The following is a 14,155-nucleotide window of genomic DNA, read 5'->3' on the forward strand; positions in this document are numbered from 1 at the left end:
AAAAAATGATGATTAGTCGCATTGTTTATACCTAAAACTCTTGCTGATTAATACATTATAAATCAGCAAGAGTTGTTTCATAAGAGGTACAGTTTATGTAGGTAAAGCAGTATCTGCTATTGATTATAGCGTTGCCATATTAATGACAAAACGGTACCGAACATCACCTTTTTCCATCCGCTTATACGCTTCATGAATATCTTTAATATCAATCAGTTCAATATCTGATACAATATTATGTTCAGCACAGAAATCTAACATTTCCTGCGTTTCTTTAATACCGCCTATACCTGAGCCGGCTAGACTTTTACGTCCATCCAGTAGTGCAAATGGTGGTATTTGAGAAGGAACTGCAGGAATTCCAACACAAATATGAGTTCCATTTGTGCGTAGGAGAGACAAATATGATGCGATATCATGTTCTGCACTGACGGTATCTAATATAAAATCAAATGTTCCTTTAGCCGCTTCAAACTGTTGAGGATCTGTTGTTACAACAAAATGGTGGGCACCTAATTTTTTAGCATCAGCTTCTTTTTTAGGTGAAGTACTGAGCACCGTAACATCAGCACCAAATGCCACAGCAAATTTCACTCCCATATGGCCTAAGCCACCTAATCCTAAAATAGCCACTTTGTGACCTTTTCCCACTTTCCAGTGGCGTAGGGGAGAATACGTAGTTATGCCAGCGCATAATAAAGGGGCTATTGCAGCTAAATCTAACTTATCAGACACATGTAGAACAAAATCTTCGTTAACGACAATTGTTTTAGAATAACCACCATAAGTAGGCATACCATCCGTGTATGGATTTACACCATTGTATGTTTGTACGTTACCATTTTTACAATACTGCTCCAATCCATCCTTGCAATTTTCACAATCTCTACAAGAGTCTACCATACATCCTGTTCCTGCTAAATCCCCGATTTTGAATTTCGTGACTTCAGCTCCTATTTGGACAACCTTACCTACGATTTCATGCCCCGGTACCATGGGAAATAAACCTTCAAACCAATCATTATTAATCTGATGTAGATCCGAGTGACAAACCCCACAAAATAAAATATCAAATTGTACGTCTTTAGGCCCCAGTTCACGACGTTCAAAATTCCATTCGGCAAGCTCAGCACCAGCCTGCTGAGCCGCATATCCTTTCGTTGTAATCATAGATTCTGTTTTTTATATAAATTAATGTTTTATTTGATAGCTTTTTCTAAACGCTTGCGGAGTTAAGCCTATATTTTTCTTAAAAAATTGATTGAAATTTGATTGATCTGCAAAACCGATGCTAAACCCTATCTCTTGTAAACTCCAGTCAGATTGTATCAATAAAGCTTTGCTCTCTTCCAGCAAACGATTTTTAATGTGCGTACTCACATTTTGCCCCGTATACTTTTTTAATATCGCATTTAAGTAATTAGGATGTATAGCGAGCGAGTTCGCAAATTCTTTAGCGGTTTTAATACGCACCGGATTATGCCTATTGATATCCGAAGCCTCAGCTTCCAATAATTGAAAAAAATCGTGGATCTGTCTATATTCTTCACTTACAATATCAGGTTTTGGAAAATTAGCAACTTGTAAACTTTCAATCATTACCATTTGCATATACGTTTGTAAGCGGTCCTCCGTCATGCCATCCTGATCTTCATATTGTTTAAGCATAATGGCGAACCAATGATTTAAAGAGTCTAGATCATTTTCGCCCAATCGAATGACATTTTTCTCTATTTTACTAAACAGTTCATATTTTTCCATTGCAACCTTTAAGATCGGCTGTTCATCCAGATAACGTTTTTTAAACAAGACGTAATATCCGTCAGAATCATCAGAAAGATTCTTCCAGGAGATAATTCCATTCGGATGCAGAAAGATAATTGTCGGCCTATCGATGTAATATGTGTGTGTACCGATAGTAAGAATACCTGTTCCTTTAGAAATATATAATATTTTATAAAAATCCCTGCGATGTGGAGACAAATAATTTTTACAAGGATCCTCTTTTCGGCTCACCACACGGATATTCCAATTCTCAAAATAAGCATGGCTTACCGGTAAGAAATCCGCTGAGTTTCGTAGCAAATCTACCTTTTCGATATCCGAAGTTTTCAACATAATGAGCTATTAAATATTTTATAGAATACAAATGTACCGCTTGTCTTTTTCAAAATATTATGATTTACTTTCTGTTTTTTATGAAAATCAAAGGTCACATCAAAACAAGATCCTGATAAGTGAAAATCAATATAGATGCGCCATAGCTAATTTAAATAATATTTAAGATAGTTGCTCTATTTCATTATCGGGGAGATCAGTATGTACTCCCATTTCTTCAAAATATTGGGGTCAATAAAAGCTGGAGGATTTGATGTTTCAGATTGGAGTATAAAAAAAATCCTTCTGAACTATTCAGTTCAGAAGGATATCAAGTGCGGAAGAAGGGACTCGAACCCCCACGCCTTGCGGCGCCAGATCCTAAGTCTGGTGCGGCTACCAATTACGCCACTTCCGCATTAGGATTTCTTTGATGTCGCAAATATAAAAACGAAACCTATACTTTGCAAGTATTCTGCTCTTATTCGTTATGGCCGATACAGATGATGCTGTTTATGAGCAGAATATTTTTTTAGCAAATTCATTTTTTTGTTGTTTACAATTCTATTTTAGCTTGATGATAATAAACATCAAGCTTTGAAAATATGATTTTATTTTGAAGCTTTTGCTCCCCAAAGCACCCAAATTAATCGAAAACTAGATTCATTTAATGTTCTGTATCAATATTGTTTTTTTTATAAAGCTGTTTTATATAGAAAACAGCTACTATTAGCGGGTTAAGAATCTTGGTAAATGGGTTTAAATATCCTAATTTTTATTTTAATATATTCATTTATAGGTTTTTGTGAAAGTGTGATAGCGATGTGAAATATCTTTTTTCTTTGATTATTTATTTAATGTTAATCTTTACCGCAGAAATAATTGAGCTATGTTTATGCTTTGCTGATGGTGACAATAGGACCATCGATTGGTAGTGCATATTACTTTTTTGATTATTAAATGAAATTTCAATTGTATGTTCATAATGGTACAGTTGAATTCACCTCAACAGGGATTAACGTGATCCTTGTTGAGTTCATTTTCTTTAAATATTATTGAACATCGATATTTGTGGTCACAAAATATCCTTCTAGCATGGAATTAATAAAAGGCGTCGATCAAATATTAGTACTGTATCTTTTGCATGAATTGCATAAAATCAAAAGAGTTTTAAAGTAAGGATGATGCTTTACTTAGCATTATCCCAAGGTTTAAAATCAGATGAGATCGGTTTTGTCAGATCAAATTCGACTGAAAAAACCCGTTCAGAACCTATTCGCCTGAGGTTGTAAGAAAACTTAGTTTCATTAATTGTTACCCACCAGACATTAAAAGCAGCGTAGTCGATTAGTTCTTCGGTTGCTGCATCAGCAGGAAATAGCTGCATCTCAGCTGTTCCTTCGTTGGTAGCGGTCCCGCCATAAAAAGTGATATTGTCTGGATTTCCATCTGGCTTTCTATGATCATGTTTTAACGCTACAAGATTATTGTTCAAGGAGAAGATCCAGGTACGTGATTTGTCGTCCCCTACAAAGAAGGGAACCTTGACTTCACTGTCACTATAGCGCATTACCTGCATCAACAAGCGTTTGCCGGTAAACCCGTCACCTTCCTTTCCGCCAGCAATAATAGTTCCTTCATAATAATTACCTAAATGTGTTTTAAAAGCTTGTATAAAAGCTTTTGAATTTGATTCCTGAGCATTCGATACGCTGATAACGAAATACGCAAGGACGAAGAATAGGGCTTTTTTCATATACATTGTTGATCGCGTTTACAATCTTATTTTATGGCTTTACTGCTGATTGCTGTATGAGATATTACAGTTTCATTCATAACAGTAATTTATTTTGAATTCTATAAAAGTACAAAAAATAAGCTTGATTTTGGCAGTATATTTAGCACTTAGAAAATATCGGTGAGCGATTTTGAGGTTCATAAATTTTTCACCTATCCTTAATACTCAATTTATATTAAAGCGAGATATTTGCTACAGATGAAACACCTTTGATCTAAAGAGTATACCTGTGAAAACAATAGACGAAATTCTATTAAAACGCCTTGTTGATGCTGATTACAGTGCTTTTAACGAGATTTATGACCATTATTGGAACCTGCTTCTTCGTATTGCCATTAAGAAAATAGGAGATGTTGATTTGAGCATGGATATCGTGCAAGATCTTTTTGTGGACCTTTGGCAAAGACGGCACACCATTACCATTCATACCGGATTACGGGCATACCTCATTTCGGCCTTATATCATAAACTCTTTCAGCATTTTAGAAAGCAAGGGATCCATGAAAAACATATTGACCAATACAAGTTATTAATACATGACGGTTTGTAAGAAATATTCACTGTGAATGGCTACGAAGAAAACTATACCCATGTTTTAGTTGCCATCGAACAGTCTATAGAAGATATGCCAGATCGCATGCGTGTCGTCTTTAATTTGAAATATCAGCGTAGTCTCAGTAATCTTGAAATCGCAGAACAATTAGGGATATCACTTCAGACTGTTAAAAACCAATTAAGCAAAGCATTGACACTTGTGCGCACACATATGCAACAGCAACAGTTAAATCCGATGGTCTATTTGTCGGTTTCATTATTATTGTTCTTCTAATCGGGTTTGTTGTACTGTTACAGATCTGTCCTTTTATTTAAAATAAACTTAACATAAACTTCATGCATTTTGCATGGTACGATCTCTTGGTTATCGCAACTATAGGGTGTATGCAAGATAGAAAAAGAGAACTGGAAGAGTTGATCAATAAATATTCGGAGGGACGGCTTACTGATCTAGAGCGTGGACACTTAATGAAGTGGATGCGCGAATTGGATCTTTCGAACGAAGAGCAGATTGATATGAACCAATCCTATCATAAAATGAAAGAACAGATTGATTCTCGTTTACTCCTGCGGGAGGTAGACGCCAAAAAGGTTGGTCATTCCTGGCAACTTTTGGGACAGGTGGCAGCAGTCTTGCTTTGTTGTCTTTCTTTGGGCTGGTATCTAGTAGACCGAGATCGTATTCATGAACCGCAGAAAGTTGAATACAGCACAATCATGCCATCTTTGATAAAGGCAATCAAGAAGGTTTGTACGGTGTCTAAGGATAGTTTAGTGGTATTGGAAGATGGTACTCGCGTTCATCTTTTGGCCAATTCGACGATGACTTGGACGCAACCCTTTCCGGATGACTGCCGTGCAATTCAATTGCAGGGAAAAGCATTTTTTGAAGTGGCCCACGATCATGAACGTCCATTTACTGTTCTAGCAAGCAATATTCTAACAACAGCGCTAGGAACCTCTTTCTGGGTTGTGCAGGACAATAAAAGTGCAAAACCCAAAATACGCCTGGTGACCGGACGGGTTTCCATCAAAGAGAAAACAGCAGATGGCGCAGTACGCTTACTTGCATTTTTGACTCCTGGGCAGTCGTGGAAAGAAACGGTAGCACCGGCTAGACAGCGCGATCGTCATCCGGAAGTAGAGGAGCGAATAGTGGAAGCAGCAGTCATCGATACGCTGACTTTTCATCATAAACCTTTAGAAGAAGTCTTGCCTGCCTTAGCATCATTATACCATACAACGATTCGCTTTTCTTCAAAAGAAGTTTCAGGGCTTTCATTTTATGGTACTTATACAAAAGATGATGATATCGCACAGATCTTACAGACAATCTGCTTTGCCAATGATTTAGAGATGACGTTTAATGCTGCAACCAATACCTATGCGATTACAAAAGTAAGCCAGTAAAAAAATAAAAAATAACCAGCAGCACCCTACGAAAAAGAGGGAGCCTGGACATATTATGCACAATTATTAATGAAAAATATGCGAATATCTTTAACTATGAAAATGCCTTCCAGCAGGGCTTTATTACTGCTATTAGCTATTGCTTTTGGCGAAATGGGCTTTTCCCAGGAGCGTGGAGAACTTGTTGTTATCGTGCAGGACGCGAAGGCAAAAGGTCTGGCCAATGCTACCGTAACTGTAAAGAATAAAGTGAATAATTTGAAGCGATCCGGCCAAGCTGATCAGCAAGGAAAAGCGGTGTTCAATAATCTGCCCGTAGACAGCAATTATTGTATTTTAGTAACTTATACCGGATTACAACCGAAAGAAGATTGCCAATACATCGTCACTTCGGGCAAGCGCTCAAGTGTTGTTTTTCAATTGACAGATACTGCTTCAAATAACATGGATGAAGTTGTCGTCATCGGTTATGGTACCCAGAAAAAAACCAATCTTTCCGGTGCTGTAGATTACATCAGTGGAAAAGTACTGGAAAGCCGTCCGATTTCAAATGCCGCACAGGGACTTCAGGGTATAGCACCAAATTTAAACATACAGTTTAATTCAGGAGCACCTGGTGCTGTGCCCAATATTAACATTCGCGGTATCACGTCCATCAATGGTGGAGATCCACTTATTTTAGTAGACAACGTACCTGTTTCGGCGGCTGAACTGATTCGTATTGCCCCACAGGACATCGAATCATTTACCGTGATTAAGGATGCTTCTGCTGCGGCAATATATGGCGCGCGGGCATCTTTTGGTGTTCTAATCATCACCACTAAAACGGGTAAGGGTGATGTTAAAGTAAGTTATTCAAATAATTTTACTTGGAATACGCCAACTGTTATGCCTGATAAAATAACGGATCCATATGTGTTTTCCAGATTATTGGAAACCTCTACTGATAATACCCCTTGGGATAATGTGAATTACTCCGATCAATTTTACCAATATGCAAGAGAGCGCTCTGACAATCCTTCTATTCCCGGAGTGCGGATCAATCCATCAGATGCCAAAGCTTGGGAATATATGGGCAATCGGGACTGGACACGTTACTTCCTTTCAGATTGGAATTCAACCCATTCACACGACCTGTCCATCTCCGGATCCAATGAAAAAGTACAGTATTACATCAGCGGAAGTTACAATCGCCAAAATTCACCCGTTAAACTTACAGAAGATTATTTTGACCGGTACAATCTGCGATCAAAAGTAAACTATCGACTTTCAGATTTTATATCATTCGGCAATAATACCGTGATTGGTAGTACGCGACGACTTGAACCTTCACAAATGAATTTGGCCGATATCTATAATATTTTTCCAACAAGCTACGATAAGAACCCTGATGGCACATGGGCTAATGCTGCAGCCGGAAATATCGCCGCACGGATGGTGGATGGCGGTAAAAGTGATCAAAAGCGTTTGGATGTACAGTCTACTTTTAATACAGAACTTCGTTTTTTTGGCAACAAGTTTAAACTGAATGCAGATTACACTTTTCAGCGCAATTCACTGAATAGAAACTGGTATACGACACAATATCAGATCGGATATGGACCTGACGATGTGCGCAAAGAAGGAACTACGGGGGCTTTCCGCGAGGCTGGCTTCTCCTATTACAACGTCTATAATATATACGGTACCTATATGCAGTCTTTTAACAAGCATCAGGTAAATGCTGTGGTCGGCTTTAATCAGGAAGACTATCGTTATGAGCTTATTAATGCCGAGCGTTCGGGATTGATTTCTGAATCATTCCCTACGATCCAATTTGCTACAGGAACCATGAGAATGGGAGAGGCTATTGATACCTATGCATTGCGCGGTGCATTCTATCGGTTAAACTACACCTACGACGATAAGTACATCGTAGAATTCAACGGCCGATATGATGGATCTTCTCGTTTTCCAAAAAGTAAGCGTTTTGGTTTCTTCCCTTCCGGTTCTGTTGCCTGGCGATTAGACCGTGAAAATTTCATGTCATCACTATCAGGTATTGATTTATTAAAGGTGAGAGCGTCATACGGACAACTTGGTAATCAGTCTGTATCCAACTATGGTTATCTTCCTTCTATGGAGAAAAAAGATTCAGATTACTTGCTTGGTAGCGAGCGAGGTATCTATATTCAGGTCCCTTCCTTGGTATCACCCAATTATACCTGGGAGAAAGTCAATACTGTCAATGTCGGCTTAGATGTCGCTGTGCTTAAAAATAAATTTTCAGCGAGTTTTGATTATTATTCAAGAAGCACATTGGGTATGCTGACGCTCGGTAAAGACCTTCCAAATATACTGGGAGCTGCAGAACCACGGGAAAATGCTGCTGATCTCAGAACTAATGGGTGGGAGTTGACGCTTAATTTTCAGGAACGTTTTGAAGTGGGTAATTCGCCATTGCACTTTAATGCTAAACTGCTGTTGTCAGATTCGCAGTCTAAGATCACCCGTTTTGACAATCCCAATAAAAGTATTTTACAATATTATGATGGCATGCAGTTAGGTGAAATCTGGGGATTGGAGAATAATGGTCTTTTCAAAGATCAGGCAGAGATTGCCAAGCTTGACCAGACTTCCATCATTCCTTGGGGAGCGTTATCCATTGTACCGGGGTGGCCGACCTATGTTGATCAGGATAATAACGGTAAGATAGAGAAGGGATATACCCTGGGCGACACAAAAGATCTTAAAATCATCGGAAACTCCACGCCCCGTTATCAATTTGGGGTAGACCTATCAGCAGATTGGAAAGGTCTTGACCTACGCGCATTTTTCCAGGGCATCGGCAAACGTGATTATTACCCTTTAGATTACCTATACTGGGGTACCTATCAGCAGCCTTACGGAAATTTTTATGGCCATTTGCTTGATTTCTACCGCCCTGAAAGTGATTCGGAGATCGATCGCGCAAAACATTCTCAAGCATACCTCAATCTAGGACTTGCAGATCAAAACCTCGATGCCGCTTATCCCATATTGCAGTCATGGCTGGCCGACCGTAATTTAGGGACACGTATCGATCAGGCACAGGGACTAGCGATTCCACAAACAAATTATTTACTGAATGCCGCTTATTTGCGACTCAAGAATTTAACGATCGGTTATACTTTACCTAAATCTTTTACTTCAAGAGCCAAGATCCGTCAGCTTCGGGTATATGTGAGTGGTGAAAACATCCTCGAATGGTCTGCTGTAAAACGCTATTTTGATCCTGAAACCCTTAATGAAAATACCTACACCAATCCTACCGCGGGTTCAGATCGTGTCGGCAATGGACTTACTTATCCTTTTCAACGCAGTTTTTCTGCTGGTGTCCAATTAACTTTTTAATCGAATATCATGATAAATAAATATATAAAATTAGCTTTTGTGTTTTCGGGGCTTTCACTTTTAGGAGGCTGTAATGATCAATATCTGGATCGTGTTCCAGAAACGGCAATCAATAATGAAAACTTTTTTAATACCGCCACCGATCTGGAACTGTACATTACAGGCTTGTATAATTTTTCTGGATTAGGCATTTATCAGGCAGACGCTACCAGTGACAATGCAAGTACGACCGGGAATGTGGAAATCAAAACCCTTATGGCCGGAAATGCATCTGCAGCAACTATTTCAGGTGGCTGGAACTGGGACCAACTTCGTAAGGTGAACTTCTTTCTGCAGCATATGCAGAAAGCACAAATCAGTGCGAGTGAGAAGGCACATTATGAAGGTCTGGGCAGATATTTCCGTGCCAGATTTTATGTCGAAAAAGTACAACGGTTTTCTGATGTACCTTGGGTGGATAAAGCATTGGAGGTGGGCGATACAGAGTATCTGTTTGCGAAACGCGATCCTCGCGCTACTGTTGTCGAAAAAATTATGGAAGACTTTGAGTTTGCTGCAAAAAATGTAGAGCCCAGAATCAAATTGGGGACAGTTAATAAGTGGGTTGTACTGCAAGAGTATAGTCGTTTTGCGCTCTATGAAGGCACTTACCGTAAGTATCACAAGGAGTTGGATTTAAAAGTTTCTGCAAATGATTTTTTGACCAAAGCACAGCAATTAAGTGAGCAAATTATGCGTGAAGGATGATTTAGTATTCATCAAACAGGAAAACCCAATCAGGATTATGGATCCTTATTTTTTAGTGAAAATTTAGAAAACAATAAAGAGGTTGTATTTGGCCGCTTTTATGCCAACAATGTACTCAATGCCGATTCATGGCCAGGTATGTTCGGTAATTATGAATATTATCCCTTGCGGGATCTGGTACAGTCCTATCTGATGAAAGATGGTTCCTTCTATTCGGCTCAAGTAGGATATGATAAGAATTCATTTGTGAAGGAGTTTGAAAACAGAGATCCCCGTTTATCACAAACCTATGCCTATCCGGGATGGGAGTTGATCTATTCCCACACTTATGCACAGGGAGCGGGATTGTATGTACAACAACTGGCGAAAAACTTTTCTGGCTATCATCAAATTAAAGGTTTTCAAAATACGCTGAGTCTAGAGGCTCGTAATAACTTAGATATTCCCTTGTACCGATATGCGGAGGTTCTTTTGAATTTTGCCGAAGCAAAGGCTGAACTGGGGTTGCTGACACAAGCCGATTTAGATCGAAGTGTCAATCTATTGCGTACAAGAGCGGGTATGCCCGCTATGACACTTGGCGAACGTATAGATCCAGTCTTGGCATCACGCTATGCCAATGTTGAAAGTAATCAACGGAATCTTGTATTGGAGATCAGAAGAGAGCGCCGTGTCGAACTTGCATTTGAAGGATTCCGATTTACAGATCTCATGCGTTGGAATGTGGGTGAATTATTAAAAAATAAGCGTGAAGGTGTCTATTTCTCTGGATTAGGAAAGCATGATATGACCGGTGATGGTATTCCCGATGTCGTACTGCTTGCATCTTCATCTTCAATTCCCGAAGTCAAAGAAAAAAATAGCCTGGGACGAGAATTACAATACTACCGTGTTGGACATTTTGGTCAGGATGTGGGGGTGTTTTTATCCGATGGCAATAGTGGTACTGTAGAGACGGTTGAAAATACAGGAACTTTTGAAACCCCAAAATTTTATTATCGTCCTATACCACAGGGAGAGATACTTTTAAATGATAACCTTAAACAAATATTCGGATGGTAAAGCATAATCCAATAATACGATTAACAGTAAGTTGTCTATTCTTGATGCTCTTTGGCATAAAGACCGTACAGGCACAAGATTTTAAATTTGCATTTCTGACCGATATGCACACGCATAGTGACTCTACATTGGGACAGGTAGCACAACGGCTTAAATTATTGTCGCCACAGGTGGAATTTATTATGAGTGGTGGAGATAATGTCGATATCGACAATTTAAAAAACACGGATCTACCGCTGGGAGAAAAACGATTCAAGTTGCTTAAAGATGTGTTTGAACATACAAAAAAGCCTTATCATATGGCTATCGGAAACCACGATAGATTACCGCGTGATCTAAGAAACGGTAAAAATGATTTTGAACTTTTCGAACGCACTTTTGGTCAGACTTATTACACCTTTGATCATAAAGGATGGAAGTTCATTGTGCTCAATAGTGTAGAAGTGCAGGATAATCAATACATCATTGGAGAGCAACAGTTTGCTTGGTTAAAGGGTATTATTAACAGTACAGCGAAAGAACAGCCCCTAGTTATTGTGTCCCATGTTCCTTTTTTATCCGTTTATTATCCTGTCCTGGAAGGACGTTATACCGCTGCCGATACGTTTACAAATCAAAAGCAGGTATTTGATCTTTTCAAAGAGCATAATCTGAAATTAGTACTTCAAGGGCATATGCATTTATATGAAGAGATTAAAGTGAAAGGTGTACAATTTATAACAGCAGGTGCAGTTTCTGGTAATTGGTGGCAAGGTAGTTTTGAAGGTACATTCCCAGGTCATCTTGAAGTTGACGTAAAGGGACAAAATTTTAGTTGGAAATACATCAAATAGACCAAATATTTCAGTAAAGTACTGTCGTAACTATCCCCCGGGAAATATTAAATTTTCTGGGGGATTTTTATTTTACTTCTCGCAAGGGTGGACTAGGTACGTTGCTTTTTATGCGTGATTTCTATCCATAATTTCTATTTTTTTTAACAGAAAAATAGTCTTTTCAGATGTCGATCACTGTTTTTAATACATCAAATCCAATTTGTATGATTTGATTTTATTTTTGAAGTATCAGCTATATTTATCTTTTAATGGTTCTTTTATCAGAAACATTTTTTTCCTTTATGCTGATTGCATTTGAAACTTAAAAAGTAAAGATATGAACCTTAAAAGTGTATGTTAGCTCTCTGTTAAAGGCTTAGGTATTCAGGTTGTTAAGGTGGTGTAGTGGCTTTTGGGTAGATTTTGCACATAATGGTAGATCGTATATCTAAAAGGTATTGCCTTGTATAAAAATCCGTTATGCCTGTGCATTTTATTTGGATTTTTTACTAAGTTTGAGATAAGGAAACTGTTGATTACAGGATTATTTATACCACATTTTATTGGAGAATAAGCAAAATATCGACCTTCTAAAATATTAAATATACTTTCCAAAAATAAATTATAATGGCAAATCAAGAAGATTATACTGCAAGCACTAGAATGTGGTTTAAGCAGATAACCAAGGAAAAGAAAGATGTTGCGTCCATTTATATATATGCCATTCTCAGTGGTCTTGTACAGTTGAGTATTCCGTTGGGTATCCAGGCTATTGTCAGTTTTGTTTTGGGTGCCACCATGGTCACATCGCTCTATCTGCTGATCGGTTTTGTGGTGCTGGGTACATTTTTATACGGGGTTTTCCGGGTTAAAGTCATGCAGATTATTGAGAAGATCCAGCAAAAGATTTTCGTAGAATATTCCATCGCTTTTGCCAAGAAACTTCCAAAAATAGACCTCGCCGCCACCAAGAAATATTATCTACCCGAACTTGTTAACCGTTTTTTTGATATTCTGAACCTACAAAAAAGTATTTCTAAAATTCTGCTCGAAATTCCAACAGCTTTGATACAGATCTTTTTTGGTATCATCCTGCTGTCTTTTTATCATGTCTGGTTTTTAGTATTCGGAGCAGTTGTGATCATTATTGTGGGTTGTATTTTTTATTTTACAATGGATTCGGGTATCCAGTCCAGTGTTGAAGAAAGTAATAAAAAATATGAGGTGGCTTCATGGCTCGAAGATATCGCCAGCGCTATAAAAACATTCAAGATTAATTCAAAATCAGATATGCATTTAACAGGTACGGATGAACGGGTGGTTCAGTATCTTGATCACCGGACTTCGCATTTCAAGGTTTTATTGTTTCAGTACAAATCCATCATTGGTTTTAATGTGACCATTACATTGGTTATGCTGGGAATAGGGACTTATTTGTTGATCAATCAAAAACTCAATATCGGTGCATTTGTTGCAACAGAAATTGTGGTGATCATGATTATGTCCGCGGTTGAAAAGCTGATTAAAAGTCTCGAAAGTTACTACGATATGATTGCTTCGGTACTCAAACTTCACAAGGTGACGGGGCTTCGTGAAGAATCCAATGGCGAGATTGTATTGGAGAGTACAGCAAGAGGAATGGAAGTTGTTTTTAAAGATGTCAGCTTAAATTTTGCTGACAGCCGTCCGGTTTTTATCCATTTGAATTTTACTATTCCGGCCAATAGCCTGACCATGATCTCGGGACAGGTAGGTGCCGGGAAATCCATGCTCTTAAATATGATAGCCGGTTTTTATGAACCCTCTGGAGGAACAGTCCTTTTTGATAAAATACCGATCAAAAATATTGACAAAATTGCCTTACGAAATCGCATAGGCCTGTACATGGAAGATATGACGATTATCAAAGGTACTCTTCACGAAAACTTAGTGCTTGGACGTGAAAACATCAGTACCGAAGATATACTCCGACTTGCTGAAGCAATCGGTATTGAGCAGCTATCCGATCAATTTAGCAACGGTTTTTATACCTTATTGAGTGAGACAGATACCGAGATTTCTTTTAGTTCAAGGAAGATGATCTTAATTCTGAGAGCGCTTCTTGGAAATAACCGTCTACTTCTATTGGAGGATCCTCTTGACGGGATGGATGAGGTATTTCGTAAAAAACTGACACAATATCTGGATGAAATCAAGCAACATACAACTGTGATCTTAGTGTCTAAAGAAAAAGAAGTAATGGAGATTGCGGATCAGCATCTCTACCTGCAAAACCGTACTATTGAAATTAAGTAAAGAT

General features: G+C 38.4%; 11 protein-coding genes and 1 tRNA gene. 8 read left to right on the forward strand and 4 right to left on the reverse strand.

The features are described 5' to 3' along the window. Positions 1-123 precede the first annotated feature (123 nt). From ACFS6I_RS12825 to ACFS6I_RS12840, 4 genes are all read right to left on the reverse strand, one after another. Positions 124-1,170 (reverse strand): NAD(P)-dependent alcohol dehydrogenase, encoded by a 1,047-nt coding sequence (locus ACFS6I_RS12825; protein WP_380921109.1) that lies wholly within the window; start codon positions 1,168-1,170, stop codon positions 124-126. A 21-nt stretch (positions 1,171-1,191) separates the two neighbouring features. Next, entirely contained in the window at positions 1,192-2,118 is a 927-nt protein-coding gene (locus ACFS6I_RS12830) for an AraC family transcriptional regulator (RefSeq protein ID WP_380921111.1), read from the reverse strand. Between the two features lie 315 nt (positions 2,119-2,433). Next, positions 2,434-2,515: transfer RNA gene (locus tag ACFS6I_RS12835), tRNA-Leu, on the reverse strand. A 771-nt stretch (positions 2,516-3,286) separates the two neighbouring features. Then, positions 3,287-3,853: a hypothetical protein gene (locus ACFS6I_RS12840; protein ID WP_380921113.1), complete on the reverse strand. Its 567-nt coding sequence runs from the start codon at positions 3,851-3,853 to the stop codon at positions 3,287-3,289. Between the two features lie 271 nt (positions 3,854-4,124). On the opposite strand from ACFS6I_RS12840, the gene ACFS6I_RS12845 reads away from it, so the two are divergent. The 8 genes from ACFS6I_RS12845 (at position 4,125) to ACFS6I_RS12880 (ending at position 14,151) form a co-directional block, all read left to right on the forward strand. Next, positions 4,125-4,445, forward strand: a complete 321-nt coding sequence (locus tag ACFS6I_RS12845; protein ID WP_380921115.1) for an RNA polymerase sigma factor — start codon at positions 4,125-4,127, stop codon at positions 4,443-4,445. A 12-nt stretch (positions 4,446-4,457) separates the two neighbouring features. Beyond that, positions 4,458-4,724, forward strand: a complete 267-nt coding sequence (locus ACFS6I_RS12850; protein ID WP_380921117.1) for a sigma-70 family RNA polymerase sigma factor — start codon at positions 4,458-4,460, stop codon at positions 4,722-4,724. 62 nt (positions 4,725-4,786) lie between these two features. Continuing rightward, positions 4,787-5,860, forward strand: a complete 1,074-nt coding sequence (locus ACFS6I_RS12855; RefSeq protein ID WP_380921119.1) for a FecR family protein — start codon at positions 4,787-4,789, stop codon at positions 5,858-5,860. A gap of 78 nt (positions 5,861-5,938) precedes the next feature. After that, complete coding sequence (locus ACFS6I_RS12860; protein ID WP_380921121.1) at positions 5,939-9,232, forward strand: SusC/RagA family TonB-linked outer membrane protein; 3,294 nt, start codon at positions 5,939-5,941, stop codon at positions 9,230-9,232. A gap of 9 nt (positions 9,233-9,241) precedes the next feature. Beyond that, complete coding sequence (locus ACFS6I_RS12865; protein ID WP_380921123.1) at positions 9,242-9,979, forward strand: RagB/SusD family nutrient uptake outer membrane protein; 738 nt, start codon at positions 9,242-9,244, stop codon at positions 9,977-9,979. Positions 9,980-10,117: 138 nt separating this feature from the next. After that, complete coding sequence (locus ACFS6I_RS12870; RefSeq protein WP_380921125.1) at positions 10,118-11,041, forward strand: RagB/SusD family nutrient uptake outer membrane protein; 924 nt, start codon at positions 10,118-10,120, stop codon at positions 11,039-11,041. Next, positions 11,035-11,874 carry a metallophosphoesterase family protein gene (locus tag ACFS6I_RS12875; RefSeq protein WP_380921127.1) on the forward strand — a complete coding sequence of 280 codons (840 nt, stop codon included), beginning with the start codon at positions 11,035-11,037 and terminating at the stop codon, positions 11,872-11,874. The genes ACFS6I_RS12870 and ACFS6I_RS12875 overlap by 7 nt, the downstream gene beginning before the upstream one ends. A 609-nt stretch (positions 11,875-12,483) precedes the next feature. Continuing rightward, the gene (locus ACFS6I_RS12880; RefSeq protein WP_380921129.1) at positions 12,484-14,151 is read left to right on the forward strand and encodes a peptidase domain-containing ABC transporter; all 1,668 of its coding nucleotides are present in this window, start codon (positions 12,484-12,486) and stop codon (positions 14,149-14,151) included. Positions 14,152-14,155 lie beyond the last annotated feature (4 nt).

It is taken from the genome of Sphingobacterium anhuiense, assembly GCF_042686355.1.
In the GTDB taxonomy this organism is placed as follows: domain Bacteria; phylum Bacteroidota; class Bacteroidia; order Sphingobacteriales; family Sphingobacteriaceae; genus Sphingobacterium; species Sphingobacterium anhuiense.